This is a genomic window from Pseudarthrobacter sp. BIM B-2242, assembly GCF_014764445.1.
GTDB classification, from domain to species: domain Bacteria; phylum Actinomycetota; class Actinomycetes; order Actinomycetales; family Micrococcaceae; genus Arthrobacter; species Arthrobacter luteus_A.
This window is the reverse complement of the sequence record NZ_CP061721.1, coordinates 342,753-357,488: the sequence shown is the minus strand read 5'-3', so window position 1 is coordinate 357,488 and position 14,736 is coordinate 342,753. Positions and strand designations below refer to the sequence as shown.

14 protein-coding genes are annotated in these 14,736 nt (G+C 65.8%); 8 read left to right on the top strand and 6 right to left on the bottom strand.

Going from position 1 to position 14,736, the window contains the following annotated elements; all coding sequences use genetic code 11:
* The first annotated feature begins 2 nt into the window (after nt 1–2).
* The gene (locus IDT60_RS01710; RefSeq protein WP_191080646.1) at nt 3–2,087 is read left to right on the top strand and encodes a fructose-specific PTS transporter subunit EIIC; all 2,085 of its coding nucleotides are present in this window, start codon (nt 3–5) and stop codon (nt 2,085–2,087) included.
* A 69-nt stretch (nt 2,088–2,156) separates the two neighbouring features.
* Entirely contained in the window at nt 2,157–2,435 is a 279-nt protein-coding gene (locus IDT60_RS01705) for an HPr family phosphocarrier protein (protein WP_164202827.1), read from the top strand.
* A 168-nt stretch (nt 2,436–2,603) separates the two neighbouring features.
* Here the strand turns inward: IDT60_RS01705 and IDT60_RS01700 are convergent, their stop codons facing one another.
* Together IDT60_RS01700 and IDT60_RS01695 are read right to left on the bottom strand one after the other, a co-directional pair.
* A complete protein-coding gene (locus IDT60_RS01700) occupies nt 2,604–3,038 on the bottom strand; it encodes an SRPBCC domain-containing protein (protein ID WP_191080645.1) in 435 nt (144 codons plus the stop codon).
* Complete coding sequence (locus IDT60_RS01695; RefSeq protein ID WP_191080644.1) at nt 3,035–3,883, bottom strand: class I SAM-dependent methyltransferase; 849 nt, start codon at nt 3,881–3,883, stop codon at nt 3,035–3,037. Before IDT60_RS01695 ends, IDT60_RS01700 begins: the two co-directional genes overlap by 4 nt.
* Before the next feature lie 211 nt (nt 3,884–4,094).
* Between IDT60_RS01695 and IDT60_RS01690 the strand changes: the two genes are divergently transcribed.
* Nucleotides 4,095–4,361, top strand: coding sequence for a Rho termination factor N-terminal domain-containing protein (locus tag IDT60_RS01690; protein WP_191080643.1), 267 nt, complete (start codon nt 4,095–4,097; stop codon nt 4,359–4,361).
* A gap of 96 nt (nt 4,362–4,457) precedes the next feature.
* Here IDT60_RS01690 and IDT60_RS01685 read toward each other — a convergent pair whose 3' ends face one another.
* Nucleotides 4,458–5,552, bottom strand: coding sequence for a Ku protein (locus tag IDT60_RS01685; protein ID WP_191080642.1), 1,095 nt, complete (start codon nt 5,550–5,552; stop codon nt 4,458–4,460).
* Between the two features lie 40 nt (nt 5,553–5,592).
* On the opposite strand from IDT60_RS01685, the gene IDT60_RS01680 reads away from it, so the two are divergent.
* Entirely contained in the window at nt 5,593–8,070 is a 2,478-nt protein-coding gene (locus tag IDT60_RS01680; RefSeq protein WP_191080641.1) for an ATP-dependent DNA ligase, read from the top strand.
* 113 nt (nt 8,071–8,183) lie between these two features.
* On the opposite strand, the gene IDT60_RS01675 is transcribed toward IDT60_RS01680, so the two are convergent.
* Nucleotides 8,184–8,444: a hypothetical protein gene (locus IDT60_RS01675; RefSeq protein ID WP_191080640.1), complete on the bottom strand. Its 261-nt coding sequence runs from the start codon at nt 8,442–8,444 to the stop codon at nt 8,184–8,186.
* A 102-nt stretch (nt 8,445–8,546) separates the two neighbouring features.
* The gene (locus IDT60_RS01670) at nt 8,547–8,759 is read right to left on the bottom strand and encodes a hypothetical protein (RefSeq protein WP_191080639.1); all 213 of its coding nucleotides are present in this window, start codon (nt 8,757–8,759) and stop codon (nt 8,547–8,549) included.
* A gap of 489 nt (nt 8,760–9,248) precedes the next feature.
* On the opposite strand from IDT60_RS01670, the gene IDT60_RS01665 reads away from it, so the two are divergent.
* Entirely contained in the window at nt 9,249–10,874 is a 1,626-nt protein-coding gene (locus IDT60_RS01665) for an MFS transporter (protein WP_164202842.1), read from the top strand.
* Between the two features lie 178 nt (nt 10,875–11,052).
* Nucleotides 11,053–12,153 (top strand): FUSC family protein, encoded by a 1,101-nt coding sequence (locus tag IDT60_RS01660; protein WP_164202844.1) that lies wholly within the window; start codon nt 11,053–11,055, stop codon nt 12,151–12,153.
* Here IDT60_RS01660 and IDT60_RS01655 read toward each other — a convergent pair.
* Nucleotides 12,121–12,885, bottom strand: coding sequence for an SDR family oxidoreductase (locus tag IDT60_RS01655; protein WP_191080638.1), 765 nt, complete (start codon nt 12,883–12,885; stop codon nt 12,121–12,123). The two genes, IDT60_RS01660 and IDT60_RS01655, sit on opposite strands and share 33 nt — an antisense overlap.
* A gap of 141 nt (nt 12,886–13,026) precedes the next feature.
* Between IDT60_RS01655 and IDT60_RS01650 the strand changes: the two genes are divergently transcribed.
* The gene (locus IDT60_RS01650) at nt 13,027–13,446 is read left to right on the top strand and encodes a YciI family protein (RefSeq protein ID WP_191081777.1); all 420 of its coding nucleotides are present in this window, start codon (nt 13,027–13,029) and stop codon (nt 13,444–13,446) included.
* A 35-nt stretch (nt 13,447–13,481) separates the two neighbouring features.
* Complete coding sequence (locus IDT60_RS01645; protein WP_223884017.1) at nt 13,482–14,729, top strand: RNA polymerase sigma factor; 1,248 nt, start codon at nt 13,482–13,484, stop codon at nt 14,727–14,729.
* Nucleotides 14,730–14,736 lie beyond the last annotated feature (7 nt).

Sequence of the window (14,736 nt, the reverse complement as noted above, 5' to 3'; positions counted from 1 at the left end):
CAGTGACTCAGCTCATCACCACCGAACTGGTCGAGCTCGACCAGAACCTGGGCACCTCGCCCGAGGACGTGATCCGGCACCTGGCCAGCAAGGTAGCTGCCACCGGCCGCGCATCAGAAGTTGAGGGCCTGTTCGCCGACGCCTTCGCCCGCGAGCAGAAGACCGCCACCGGCATCCCGGGCGGCATTGCCATCCCGCACTGCCGTTCAGCCGCCGTCATCGAACCGACGCTGGCCATGGCGCGGCTCAACCCCAAGGTGGACTTCGGCGCCAAGGACGGCTCAGCTGACCTCATCTTCTTCATCGCCGCCCCGGACGGAGCGGACCAGGAACACCTCAAGCTCCTGTCCAAGCTGGCCCGGTCCCTGATCAAAAAGGACTTCACCGCTGCGCTGCGTGCGGCCTCCAGCCGTGAGGAAATCGTGGCCCTCGTGGACGGCGCGCTGGCGGACAAGCCAGCTGCCCATGCGGCGGCAGTGCCTGCTGACGGCGTTGCTGCGGGTGCGGCGTCCGCAGGCGCAGCTTCCGCAGGCGCAGCTTCCGCAGGCGTGGCTTCGGCGGGCGCGGCTTCGGCGGGTGCCTCCGCCGCCGGCCCTAAGCGCCTCGTGGCGGTCACCGCCTGCCCCACCGGCATCGCCCACACCTACATGGCCGCCGACTCGCTGGTGGCCGCCGCCCAGGAAATGGGCGTGGACCTGCAGGTGGAAACCCAGGGCTCCTCCGGCGCCAAGCCGCTGGACCCCGCCGTCATTGCAGCCGCAGACGCCGTGATCTTCGCGGTGGACGTGGACGTCCGCGGCAAGGAGCGCTTCGCCGGCAAACCCGTCATCAATGCCCCCGTCAAGCGCGGCATCGACGAGCCGACGAAGATGGTCCAGGAAGCACTCGCCGCAGCCACTGATCCTAACGCCCGCCGCGTACCGCACTTCGGTGCGGAAGAGCAGGCGGAGCAGGCTGCAGCAGAAAAGGGCGAGCACATCGGCCAGAAGCTCAAGCGCGCACTGCTGACCGGTGTCAGCTACATGATTCCGTTTGTTGCCGGCGGCGGTCTGCTGATCGCGCTGGGCTTCCTGCTGGGCGGCTATGACATCACCGAAGTTGCAGACAAGGTGGTGGTAGATAACAACTTCGGCAACCTGCCCGAGGGCGGACTCGCCATCTACCTTGGCGCGGTACTGTTCAAGATCGGCGCCCTGTCCATGGGCTTCCTGGTGCCTGCACTTGCCGGCTACATCGCTTACGCCATCGCCGACCGGCCCGGTATCGCGCCGGGCTTCGTGGCCGGTGCCGTGTCCGGATTTATGGGCGCAGGCTTCCTCGGCGGCATCGTCGGCGGCCTGCTCGCCGGCTACATGGCTCACCTGATCGGCACCTGGCAGGTGCCGCGCTGGCTCCGCGGCCTGATGCCCGTCGTGATTATCCCGCTGCTGGCCTCCATCTTTGCCTCCGGCCTGATGTTCCTGGTCCTCGGCGGCCCCATCGCAGGCATCACCAACGGCCTGAACGCCTGGCTCACGGGCATGACCGGCGTCTCCGCAGTGGTTCTTGGAATCATCCTCGGCCTCATGATGTGCTTTGACCTCGGCGGTCCGGTCAACAAGGTTGCGTACGCCTTCGCGGTTGCCGGCCTCAGCGCAGGCAGCATCGAAAACCAGGCCCCGTGGCAGATCATGGGAACCGTGATGGCTGCCGGCATGGTGCCTCCGCTAGCGATGGCACTGGCCACCGTCCTGGACAAGAAGCTCTTCAGCCTGGCCGAACGTGAGAACGGCAAGGCCGCGTGGCTCCTCGGGGCATCCTTCATCTCCGAAGGCGCCATCCCGTTCGCCGCTGCCGACCCGCTGCGTGTCATCCCTGCCAGCATGGTGGGAGGCGCGCTGACAGGCGCATTGTGCATGGCCACGGGCGTCACCTCCCAGGCTCCGCACGGCGGCATCTTCGTTTTCTTCGCCATCGGCAACCTGGCAATGTTCGTCGTCGCCATCCTCGCCGGAACCATCGTGAGCGCCCTCGCGGTTGTCGCCCTCAAACGCTGGGTTGCAGCCAAGCCCGCTGCTACGGTGGAAACCGTTCCCGTAACGGTCTGACCCAGCTTTCACCCGCCAAACGATTTACGGCGCTGAACCAACAGGCGCCGAAGACACAAAGGAGCAACAATGTCAGAACGCACCGCAACCGTCGCCAGCCGCGTCGGCCTGCACGCCCGCCCCGCCGCCATCTTTGCCGAAGCCGCCGGCGAGTTCGACCTGGACATCACCATCGCCCGCGAAGGTGAGCCCGTGGACGAGGCCATGGACGCCGCCAGCATCCTGTCCCTCATGAGCCTGGGTGCGTCCCACGGCGACGTTGTGGTGCTCCGCGCCGAAGGAACCGGCGCGGATGACGCCCTGGAGCGTCTGGTCCAGATCCTGGAAACGGATCACGACGCCGAGTAGCGCCACCTGGTTCCAAACAGCGCGTGCCAGCGGCCGCCGTCGTACGTCTCTCCTGCGTGGGGAGACTACGACGGCGGCCGCCGGCTTTAAGCGTCCCCCCGCCCAACTAAGTAGCGCTATCTGTCGTTTTGGACGCTCAAAACGACAGATAGCGCTACCTAGTTGGGGTCAGGGGAGTTCGGCGATCTTCTTGACGTCCGCCACGAGCATGTCCCACATTCCCTTGGAGTGCTCGGCGGCCTCTTCGGTGGCGTTGTTGTCCTGCGAGAGCGTGAGCCGTGTGGCGCCGCCCTCCTGGTCCTCAAGGGTCCACGTCAGGGTGTGATAGTTTTCCGGCTTGTCCTCTTCGCCGCCGAGCGGGCTGAAATGCGTGTGGACCAGTTTTTTGCCCGGTTCCACCTCGAGGATTTCGCCCTTGTCCTCGTAGGGTTTGCCCTCCCACTCGCCACGCCAGAGAATGGGCCCGCCCACAGTCCAGTCCGTATTCAGATCTGCGCCAAACATGAACTCCTTGACGGCGTCCGGATCGGTGATGACCTCCCACACACGGCTGGCCGGCGTGTTGATGGTGACGGTGGAGGTTGCGACAAAGTTGCCCTTCATTCCTTGGCCTTTTTGGCGATGAAGAGCAGGTATTCCCATTCCATCTGCCAGGCGGCATCGCCGTGCGCGTCCCCGAAGGTGTCGGCCAGCTCAGTCAGGGCCGAGTCCAGCGCTTTGACCTTCTCCTCGTCGTCCCCAATGAATTTGTAGACGGAGATCGTGGGGCCGTAGTGGGATTTGAAGTACCGCAGGAAATCTGCGGGCTGGTGGAAACTATGGATGACGAGGGTCCGCTTTTCAGTGCGGATGTCCGTGATCCGGTCGCCAAAGAGCTCCCGCACATGGCCTTCGCTGCCCCACAACGGGGGCGGCTGCGCGCCTGGCGGAGGCGGCGGCGCGAAGGGCTTCATGGCTGCGAACATCTTCCCGACGAACCCTTCGGGCGTCCAGCTGAGCAGCCCGATGGTGCCACCTGGTTTGCACACGCGCACGATTTCGTCAGCGCCGGCCTGATGGTGCGGTGCGAACATGACGCCCAGGCAGGACGTCACGACGTCGAATTCGGCGTCCGCGAACGGAAGAGCCTCGGCGTCGGCTTCCGCCCATTCAAGCTCAACGCCGCGGTCGGCTGCCTGGTGCCGCCCGGCGTCGAACATCTCCGGAGTCAGATCGCTGGCAATCACCCGGGCACCCATCATGGCAGCGGGGATGGCCGCGTTGCCCGCCCCGGACGCCACGTCCAAAACACGCTGTTTCGCTTTGACTCCGCACGCATCCACCAGGATTGCTCCCAGATCCAGGAGCATCTCACTGGCCAGGGCCGGGTAGTCCCCGGAGGCCCACATGGCCCGGTGTTTCTGCTTCAGCGCCCTGTCCGCCTCATCCACGGCCGTTTTGTCGTTCATCTCGGCGCCCCTCTCCATCTCCATTGACAGGTTGTGAGTGACAGCACGCTGTTGTAGCAGGGCTGTGATGGGACCCATTGTGGCCGCAGCACCTTCCCAAAGCAAGCAGACTTAGTGTTTCCTTGTTTTTCCACAGGCCCCGAATTAGCGTGGAGGCGAGGGCGCAACTGCACCCGTTGCCCCGGGACAGGGCTCGTTTAAGGAGGATGACATGCCAGGCAAAAAGAACCCCAGCCTGAAGGATCCTGAGCTCTACGAGGAACTGCGCGAGGACGGCGCGTCCAAGCAGAAGGCGGCACGCATCTCCAACGCGGCAGCCGCGAAGGGCCGCTCGGCAGTGGGCCGCAAAGGCGGGAAAGCCGGCGACTACGAGGACTGGACAGTCCCGCAGCTCAAGGCCAAAGCCAAGGAAATAGGCCTCACCGGGTACTCAGCCAAGAAGAAGAGCGAGCTCATCTCCGCGCTGCGAAACACCTAGGCGGCGGCCATCACCCATACTGCGGCCAGCCCCGTCAATACAGGAGGGCGCCCCCGTACTGCAGGGCGCTTGCGTACTCCGGGACGTCGCCGGACGTCAGGCGCCCTTGCGCGCCCTGGCGGTGGACGACTTCGCCGCCGTGGACTTGGCAGCAGCGGACTCCGACTTTGCGGCGGGCTTGCCGGCAGTGGATTTACTGGCGGTGGACTTCGCCGCCGTTTTGGTTCCGGCCGCGCTCTTGGTTGCGGTGGACTTTGTGGCCGTCGATCTGCTGGCAGTGGACTTGGTTGCGGCGGACTTGGTTGCCGGCCTGGAGCCGGCTTTCGCGGGCGCCTTAGCCTCTTCCTCCGCGTCCGCCTCGTCGCTGTCGGACGCGTCATCCCCGGAAGCCGCCGCAGCACCGCCACCACGCTTCCTGTCCAGGCTGCGCTTCAGGGCCTCCATGAGGTCGATGACCTCGCCCTTGCCGCCTTCGCCAGCCTCCGCGCCGAACGTTTCCTCGGTGTCCAGCGAATCGCCCTTCTCCAGCTTGGCTTCGATAAGCTTCCGGAGCTGGACCTGATAGTCGTCGGTAAAGTGCTCGGGTTCAAAGTCGGCGGCCATGGACTCCACCAGGGCGGCAGACATTTCGCGTTCCTGGGCGGAGATCCGGACGGACTCCTCCAGGGCGGGGAAGCTGGCCTCGCGGACTTCGTCCGGCCACAGCAGGGACTGCAGCACCAGCACGTCGTCCTTGATGCGCAGCGCCCCCAGCCGGGTCTTCTCCCGCAGCGCGAACTGGACGATGGCCACGCGGTCGGTGTCCTCCAGCGCCCGGCGCAGCAGGACGTAGGCCTTGGGCGACTTCGAATCCGGCTCCAGGTAGTAGCTCTTCTCGAACATCATGGGTTCCAGCTGCTCGGACGGCACGAACTGGACCACCTCGATCTCGTGGCTGCTCTCCGCAGGGATGGACTTGAGCTCCTCTTTGGACAGCACCACGGTTCGGCCGCCGTCCTCGTAGGCCTTCTCAATGTCCGAGTAGTCGATCACCTGGCTGCAGACCTCGCACCGGCGCTGGTAGCGGATCCGGCCGCCGTCGGCGTTGTGGACCTGGTGGAGACTGATGTCATGATCCTCGGTGGCGCTGTAGACCTTCACGGGCACGTTGACCAGGCCGAACGCGATGGCACCTTTCCAGATGGCTCTCATCCCTCAAGTGAACATCACCGCAGGCCGGAGGTGAAGACCTTTGCCCGGTGCTAAGGAGCGTGTCCGGGTTGCCGGGCGGGAACTGACCCTGACCAACCTGGACAAAATCATCTATCCGGCCACCGGCACCACCAAGGCGGACGTCCTGGCCTACTACGCCGCCGTGGCCCATGTCCTCATTCCGGCGGCAAAGAACAGGCCCGCGACGCGGAAGCGCTGGGTCAACGGCGTCGGCACGGAGGAGCAGCCCGGCGAGGTGTTTTTCCAAAAGAACCTCGAGGACTCGGCACCTGGCTGGCTCCCGCGTGCCGCCATCACGCACAAGGACCGGACCATCTTCTATCCGCTGGTTAACGATCCCGCCACGCTGGCGTGGTTCGGACAGATCAACTCGCTGGAAATCCATGTGCCCCAGTGGCAGGTGGATTCGCACGGCAACCAGCTGAATCCGGATCGTCTGGTGCTGGATCTGGACCCCGGCGAGGGCGCAGGCCTGGCTGAGTGCGTGGAAGTGGCGCTCCTGGCCCGCACCATCCTGCAGGACGTTGGGCTGGAAACGGTTCCCGTGACCAGCGGCAGCAAAGGCATCCACCTCTATGCCGGCCTGGACGGGTCACAGACCTCGGACCAGATCTCCGCGTTCGCCCGCGAGCTGGCGCGCGCCCTGGAGGCAGACCACCCCGACCTCGCCGTGAGTGACATGAAGAAGGCCCTGCGCACAGGGAAGGTCCTGGTGGACTGGAGCCAGAACAACGCGGCCAAAACCACCATCGTGCCCTATTCACTCCGCGGCAGGCCCACGCCCATGGTGGCCGCGCCACGGACCTGGCGTGAGATCAGCTCCCCCAATCTCAAGCACCTCGACTACAAGGCCGTGATGCGGCGGGTGCAGGACGGCAAGGACCCGTTTGCCGCCGTAGAGCACGGTGGCGGGAACCCCGGGTGCACCGAAGAGGTAACGCACGACGGCGGCGCGCACCAGCGCCTGGCGCGGTACCGGTCGATGCGGGACCCCGATGCGACGCCCGAACCCTTCTCCGGCGCTTCTGGCAACGGCGACACTTTTGTGATCCAGGAGCACCACGCCAGCCGGCTGCACTTCGATTTCCGGCTGGAACACGACGGCGTGCTCGTTTCGTGGGCGTTGCCGAAAGGCGTCCCGGAATCAGGCGGCAAGAACCATCTGGCGGTCCAGACCGAGGACCATCCCCTGGATTACGCCACCTTTGAGGGCGCCATTCCCAAAGGGCAGTATGGCGCCGGCGAAGTGACCATCTGGGATCACGGGACCTACGAACTGGAAAAGTGGATCAACGGCCGTGAGGTCATCGCAACGCTGACGGGTTCCGAGGGCGGCGGCCTGGGCGGGACCAAAAAGTTCGCCCTGATTCATACCGGCCGCGGCCGTGGCGGCGACGCCGAGGGGCAGTGGCTGATCCATCTGATGGACAAGGATCATCACACTAGCCATCCCCGGCGTACTGCGGCGGAGCCAGCAGAGGACCCCACCACTGCCGGGACAGCCGCGGAACCGTCCCAGCCCCTCCGCGCCGAAGACTTCAGCCCCATGATGGCGACCGCAGGCACCACGGCCGATCTGAAGGGCAGTGACTGGCAGTTTGAGCTCAAGTGGGACGGTGTCCGGGCGCTCATCGTCGCCGATGAGGAAAAAGTCCGCATCATCAGCCGGAACGGCAACGACGTCACCGCGACGTACCCGGAGCTGACGGACCGCGCCTGCTGGCCGGACGGATCGTTCGTGGCGGACGGTGAGATTTTCGCCGTCGGGCCTACCGGGAGGCCCGATTTCGGCGTGCTCCAGGGACGCATGAAGCTGTCCCGGCCCGGCGACGTCGCGAAGGCCCGCGCTGCCATCCCGGTGCGGCTTATGCTTTTTGACCTGCTGGCCGACGGCGGCGAGGACCTTCGGCGGCTGCCTTTTGCAAAGCGGCGGCAGCGTCTGGAGGAGTTCCACCGGCCGTCGGAGTGCCCGGTGGAGCTGTCCCCCGTCCTGGACGAGAAGGTCGAGCACATCCTGGAGAGCGCGCAGGAACTGGGGCTTGAGGGCGTGATGGCCAAACGGACGGACAGCCGCTACGTCAGCGGGCAGCGCACGCGGACCTGGATCAAGATCAAGCTGGAGCAGACCCAGGAGGTGGTGGTGGGCGGCTGGCGGCCGGGCAAGGGCGGTCGGCAAAGCTCGGTGGGTTCGCTGCTGGTGGGCATCCCCGACGGCCCCAAGCTCCGGTATGTGGGGCGGGTGGGCAGCGGATTCAGCGCGCGGGAGCTGGAGGAACTCCGGCAGAAAGTGGACGATCTGGCCCGCAAGACCTCGCCGTTCGACGACGTGCCCCGCGAGGATGCCTCGGACGCCCACTGGGTCAGGCCGCGGCTGGTGGGTGAGGTGACCTTCGGGCAGTGGACCGGTGCAGGGAAGCTCAGGCATCCCGTGTGGCGGGGCTGGCGGCTGGACAAAACAGCCGACGAAGTGGTGGACGAAGTTGTTCCGGAGGGGTAGCGCAGCCCTGGTCTGGCGACGCGCCTCATCGCCTGCGACACGGAAATACCTGGCGACCCCCATCTACAGGTGTCGCCAGGTATTTGTTGTGTCGTGGGCTTAGCTGCGCATCATCAGGATGAGTGCGGCATCTGCGGGCGGCCGGTGCGGTGCACGGCCGTGACGGCTGCCCCGTTTCCCACCTGTCTGTGCGCCGTGTCCCGGTCCTTGGGGTGGCGGCGCTTGCCGTTACCGTCCGGCCAGTGCTGTTCGCCCGCCATGGCCGTGGTCACGGCAATGGTGGCCGGCCCTGGCATGGACTGCGTGCCCATAGCGGCCGCCAGGTGGTCCGCCACCTCCGGTTCGATTTTTGCTCCAGCATTTTGCTTCGCCATTTTTTCTTCCTTTCCGCAATGAAATGAAGCCAATAGATCGGCCTGGAATATCTGCCCGGGTACTCTAAGACGCCCGGCCGCTGTGGAGATCCGGCGCCGCGGCTACCAGCGGACCTTCTTCTCCGCCGGCCCCTGCTTGCCGCTGGCGTGCGTGGGCTTGTGGTTTTTGCCCACGCTCTGCAGCCCGGAGTCGCCACCCCGGGACTTGCTGGCGAGCATCGCCCGCTGGGCTTCGGTCAGCCCGGCCCTGATGCCTTTGGCCTCGGGGTTGTCCTGCGACGATTCGGTCTGGTCGGAGGTGTTTTTTTCGGTCATTGGGTGGAACCTTTCTGAGGAGGATCTGCTTGTCTGACGAGATCAGCGAGGACGGGGCCGAGTATTAGCCGGAGGTTAATAGGCCGCAGGCGTCCGCCTACTCAAAAATCAGTGTTCCCATGGGTCAACAATAGGCAGCAACAGGCTCGGTTGTGAACCCCCGGTTAGCTCCCGTAGCCTCCTCCGGCAGGCCCGCACATTGCCGTGGCGGCCGCCACATTTAGCGCCACGCGGCGGTACAAAAGGCGCCAAAAACATGCCTGAAGGAAAAAGATTAGGTAACGATGCCCGGGCGCCGCCGGGATCCCAATGGTGGCGCGGCGAGAGCGGTGAAAAGAAGTCTGCTGATAGCTGCTGAAAACGCCCTGAAACCTGCGATCCTACGGCATTCAGCTCATGATTGTCCCGGGTTTCGCGTAAAATTGAAGGCCTGCCCAGAGCGGGGCAGCTACAAGTCGCAAGCAAATGACCTCCACAGGAGTCGCCCAAATGCCCACAGACCGAAGCACGACCGACTCTTCAGCAGGCGCGAACAACGCCAGCGGAACCTACAACGCAGTACCAACAACTGCACCATCGGCGAATCCTTCAGGGACACGCAAACCAAGAATTCTTCCGCGTCGCCGGCTCAAGGAGTCCGACGTGAATGTCGTCAACCAGCCCATGCTGAAAAAGGCACTCGGCGGAACCATCGTGGGTAACACCATGGAATGGTTCGACGTGGGCGTGTTCGGCTACCTGATCACCACCATGGGACCGGTCTTCCTTCCGGAGGCGGACCAGTCCGTCCAGACGCTGTTCCTGCTTGGTACGTTCGCTGCCACCTTCATTGCCCGTCCGCTGGGCGGCGTTGTGTTCGGCTGGCTTGGCGACAAGATCGGCCGCCAGAAGGTACTCGCCGCAACACTGATGATTATGGCTGCGAGCACGTTCGCCGTGGGACTGTTGCCCGGGTACGCGCAGATCGGCATCTGGGCTGCGGCGCTGCTGGTAATCCTCAAGCTCGTACAGGGCTTCTCCACCGGCGGTGAGTACGCAGGTGCCACCACCTTCGTGAGCGAATACGCCCCGGATAAGCGCCGCGGATTCTTTGCAAGCTTCCTGGACATGGGCAGCTACCTTGGCTTCGCTTTGGGCGCGGCGCTGGTTTCTGTCCTGCAGCTGACCCTTGGCCAGGCCGCCATGGAAGAATGGGGCTGGCGAATTCCGTTCCTGGTTGCAGGTCCCCTGGGCCTCATCGCTATCTACTTCCGGAACAAGATCGAGGAATCCCCCCAGTTCCAGGCCACTCTCGATGCCCAGGAAAGCATCGGGCAGGCTGCCGCAGCAGCTGACACGGACAGCGCCAAGAGCCCGGTGGGAATTGTGAAGGCCTACTGGCGCTCACTCATCGTGGCCATGATCCTTGTTGCCGCTGCCAACACCGCCGGCTACGCCTTGACGTCCTATATGCCGACGTACCTCACAGAGTCCAAGGGCTACGATCCCGTCCACGGAACGCTGCTGACCATCCCCGTGCTGGTCATCATGAGCCTCTGCATCCCCCTGACCGGGAAGCTGTCTGACCGAATCGGCCGCCGTCCCGTGCTGTGGATCGGCGCCGTCAGCACAGTGGTGCTGGCAACCCCGGCGTTCCTGCTGATCGGCATCGGCGACGTCTGGTCCACACTGGCAGGCCTGTCGCTGATCGCCTTTCCTGTGACGTTCTATGTTGCTAACCTCGCCTCGGCCCTGCCGGCGCAGTTCCCGACAGCCAACAGGTACAGCGCCATGGGTATCGCCTACAACTTCGCCGTTGCCATCTTCGGCGGAACCACCCCGTTTATCGTTGCCGCGCTGATCACGGCTACCGGCGATGACATGATGCCGGCGTACTACCTCATGGTTACCTCAGCCATCGGGGCTGTGGCCATCTATTTCCTGAAGGAATCAGCCCAGCGGCCGCTGCCGGGCTCCATGCCCAGCGTGGACACGCAGGCGGAAGCCAAGGAACTGGTGGCCACCCAGGACGAGAACCCGCTGATCGACCTGGACGACCTGCCGTTCGAAACCCAGGACATCACGGACGCCTCGGCCGGCAAGGATTCCGCCCCTAAGCTTCCGGCCGGCGTCTAAGCACCACCCGGAACAACAAGGCCTGTCCGGGCCGTCTTGTAGCCCGCGCTCAAAGGCCCGTCCCGCGCGTTTCCTCACGGAACGTAATGCAGGGCGGGCCTTAGCCGTGCCCGCGGGATAATGTCCTGAGGGTCCGGGCTCCCGGGCAACAAACCGGTGATTGGAGAGTGTCAACGGAGTGAAGCCCGTCCTGCGGCAGGTCCGTGCCCTCCACCGGTTGGAGCCGGCGGACAACGATCACCTGGCAGCCCTCCGGGTGGCCCTCAGCGTGGCCGTCCCGTCACTCATTCTTTTGCTCCTGGGCCGGGAGGACCTGATCATCTATGCCGTCTTTGGCGCGCTGACCGGGATGTACGGACGGTCCGAACCCCACCAGCTCAGGCTCCGGCACCAGTCCCAGGCAGCCTTGGTGCTCGTGGGCGGAGTGGCCGTGGGTGTTTTCCTGTCGGTGAACCATCTGCAGTCCTGGTGGCTGGTGGCCGTCGAAGCGCTGCTGGCCGGCGTCGGGTCCGTGTACTCCGACCGGGTGAAACTCAAGCCCAACGGGCCGTTCTTCGGCATCCTGGCCTTGGGCGCCTGCGCTTCGGTTCCCACAACCGTCCCCTGGTTCGTCGCCCTGCTCATCGCCGCGGGCGCCGCAGCGTTCTCCATGGCGGTGGGCTTCGGCGGCTGGGTCCGCGGCAGGTCGTGGCAACGCGGCGCCGCTCGTGACGTTGTGGCGCTGAGCGGCGCAGCCGGGCGGGCCGCTGCAGTTCACGCGGCAAGGTACACCCTCGCTGTTGGCCTCGCCGGCTCCATCGGGGTGCTCAGCGGCAGCGGACACCCGCACTGGGCCATGGCAGCCGCGGCAGTGCCGCTTGCCGGAGCGGACCTCCCCAGCCGCGTGCGGCGGGGGATCCACCGCATCGTGGGGACGTTCCTCGGGTTGGCAGTCACCGCCGTCGTTCTTGTTCCGGCGCCGTGGTCGCTCGCACCGTTCTTTGCCGCCCATCAGGTGGTGGTCCTGGCCATCCTGGTCATCGTTTTCCAGTTCACCACGGAGCTGTTTATGACCCGCCACTACGGGCTCGCGATGGTTTCGTTCACTCCCGTCATCCTGCTCATGACACAGCTGGCGGCACCGATGGATCCGTCGGTACTGATCCTGGAACGCGGTGTGGAAACCTTCGTGGGCGCCCTGGTGGGGATCCTGGTAGTGGTGGCCGTGCGCCAAGGGGTCATGCGCCCGGCGACGCTTCGGTTCCCGCTACTTCGGCCGGCGCGCCGGCCCGGTGAGTAGCCGGTCCGGCAGCACCCGGGCTGCGGCCGCCACGGCTTTGTAACGCTTTGAGGGGACAGACACGGCCTTGCCGCGGAGGTTGTCCGCCAGGCCTTCACGCACCACCCGTTCGGCGTTCAGCCAGGCCCAGGACGGGACCGCCGCCTTGTCCATCCCCATCCTGTCGTGGAATTCGGTGTGCGTCAGACCGGGGCACACCGCCGTGACCGTCACCCCGCGCGTCCTGTAGGCCAGGTTGGCCCACCGGCTGAACATCAGCAGCCAGGCCTTCGCCGCGGCGTACGAGCCGCGCGGCAGGAACGCCGCGATACTCGACACGTTGATGATCCGGCCGGTACCACGCTCAAGCATCCCGGGCAGCGCGGCATGGATCAGTTCCAGTGGCGCGGCGCAGTGCAGCCGCAGCTGCTCCTGCTCCTCCTGCACGCTGTTCTGTTCGAAGTCACGCAGGAGGCTGCTGCCCGCATTGTTCACCAGGACCGTTACCGGCCGCGTTGCGTCCCTGAGACGTCCGACGACGGCGGCCACACCGGCGTCGTCCGTCAGGTCTGCGGGCAGCACCTCCGCCGTGGTTCCGTACCGCTGTTCCAGGTCCGCCGCCGTCTGTTCGAGCCGTGCCCTGTCACGGGCCACCAGGACCAGGTGGTGGCCGCGGGCAGCCAGCTGCCGCGCGAACTCGGCACCCAGCCCAGCGCTGGCACCGGTAATGAGGGCTGTTGTGGGTGTGTTCATGCGCCCAGACTAGCCATGTGGACTCCCTCCCTCAGAAAGGGGAAGGAAATTTTGCCGTTTCTGTCGATCCGGCCTCGCGCCGTTCGACCTGTGGGTGAGAAGGTCGAAGGGCGACCTTCCACCACCAAGGAGATGATTGTGATGGCCAAGTACATGCTGATCATGCGGGCAACGGACGAGTCCCTCGCGAAGTTCAACGACGTCGATTTCACCGAGGCCATGAATGCGATGGGCAAGTTCAACGATGAACTGATCCACGCCGGCGTCCTGCTGGCGGCCGAAGGCCTGGATGACCCCAAGGAGGGCGTGGTGGTCGACTTCACCGGGGAGCAGCCGGTGGTCACGGACGGGCCCTACGGGGAGACGAAAGAGCTCTTCAACGGCTTCTACCTCCTGGACGTCGCGTCGAAGGAAGAGGCCATCGAGTGGGCCAAGCGCGCACCAATGTCGGCCGGCACCAAAACCGAAATCCGCCGGGTGCCAACCATCGATGAGTTCCCCCAGGATAACGAATGGATCCAGAAGGAGCGCGCCTGGCGCGAGCAAACCGGCCAGCTCTGACCGGCCGGCACCGACGCGACGGCGACGGCCCGGCTGTGGGCTCCAACGCGGCGAGGGGCGCCGTCGAGGCTGTGTGGCGGATGGAATCTGCCCGCATCGTCGGCGCCCTGGCCCGCTACACGGGCGACTTCCCGCTGGCCGAGGACCTCGCGCAGGAAGCCCTCGCCGAGGCGCTGGTCTCCTGGTCCGTCAACGGGGTACCTGCCGAACCTGCAGGTTGGCTGCTCACCACCGGCCGCCGTCGGGCGATTGACGCGTTCCGACGGCGGGCGGCGCGTGACGAGCGGTATGCGTTGCTGGCCCGCGGCCTTTCGGCCGAAGAGCCCGGAGCGGACGCGCTGTTCGACCCCGCCGCGATCGATGACGACGTCCTGACCCTGATGTTCATCGCCTGCCACCCGGTGTTGTCCAAGGAAGCCAGGATCGCGCTGACGCTGCGGGTGGTCGGCGGACTGGGCAGCACCGAAATCGCCAACGCCTTCCTGGTGCCGGTGGCCACCGTCCAGGCACGCATTACGCGCGCCAAGAAGACCCTGGCCGCTGCGAAGGTGCCCTTCGCGGTGCCTAAACCGGATGAGCTGGCCGAACGGCTGGGCTCAGTGCTTAACGTCATTTACCTGATCTTCACTGAGGGCTCGTTCGCATCCGGCGGTGCGGACTGGATCCGCACGGACCTGGCCGGCGAGGCCCGCCGTCTGGCCCGCGTGCTGGTCAGGATCGCGCCCGAACCCGAGGTCTTCGGGCTGCTGGCGCTGCTGGAGCTCACCGCTGCAAGGTTCCCGGCCCGGCTCGATGCGTCAGGGAACCCGGTGCTGCTCGAGGACCAGGACCGACGGCGGTGGGACCTTTCTGCAATCAGGCGCGGACGCGCGGCCCTCGCCCGGGCGGCGGGGTCCGGACGGGGGCTGGGGGCTTACGGACTCCAGGCGTCCATCGCCGAGTGCCATGCGGTGGCGCCGTCGGTCGCCGGGACGGACTGGCCGCGGATCGTCATCCTCTACGAAGCCCTCGGCCGGCTGGCCCCGTCCCCCATCGTCGAGCTCAACCGTGCCGTCGCGGTGGCGATGGCCTCCGGCCCGGCAGCCGGACTGAAGCTGGCGGACGGGATCGCAGCCCGCGGTGAGCTGGCAGGCTCGCACCTGCTCCCCTCCGTCCGCGGTGAGCTGCTTACCCGGCTGGGCCGGCGTGGCGACGCGCGGTCTGCGCTCCTGGAGGCAGTGTCGCTGTGCGGGAACACCGCCGAGCGGGCGGCACTGGAGCGAAAGGTGAAGGCGCTGGACTGACCTTGGC

Bases quoted from the DNA above. Each gene is read 5' to 3' on its own strand.
- IDT60_RS01695 (WP_191080644.1), bottom strand. From the start codon at position 3,883: ATGAACGACAAAACGGCCGTGGATGAGGCGGACAGGGCGCTGAAGCAG.
- IDT60_RS01690 (WP_191080643.1), top strand. From the start codon at position 4,095: ATGCCAGGCAAAAAGAACCCCAGCCTGAAGGATCCTGAGCTCTACGAG.
- IDT60_RS01675 (WP_191080640.1), bottom strand. From the start codon at position 8,444: ATGGCGAAGCAAAATGCTGGAGCAAAAATCGAACCGGAGGTGGCGGAC.
- IDT60_RS01665 (WP_164202842.1), top strand. From the start codon at position 9,249: ATGCCCACAGACCGAAGCACGACCGACTCTTCAGCAGGCGCGAACAAC.
- IDT60_RS01650 (WP_191081777.1), top strand. From the start codon at position 13,027: ATGGCCAAGTACATGCTGATCATGCGGGCAACGGACGAGTCCCTCGCG.
- IDT60_RS01700 (WP_191080645.1), bottom strand. From the start codon at position 3,038: ATGAAGGGCAACTTTGTCGCAACCTCCACCGTCACCATCAACACGCCG.
- IDT60_RS01705 (WP_164202827.1), top strand. From the start codon at position 2,157: ATGTCAGAACGCACCGCAACCGTCGCCAGCCGCGTCGGCCTGCACGCC.
- IDT60_RS01670 (WP_191080639.1), bottom strand. From the start codon at position 8,759: ATGACCGAAAAAAACACCTCCGACCAGACCGAATCGTCGCAGGACAAC.
- IDT60_RS01685 (WP_191080642.1), bottom strand. From the start codon at position 5,552: ATGAGAGCCATCTGGAAAGGTGCCATCGCGTTCGGCCTGGTCAACGTG.
- IDT60_RS01655 (WP_191080638.1), bottom strand. From the start codon at position 12,885: ATGAACACACCCACAACAGCCCTCATTACCGGTGCCAGCGCTGGGCTG.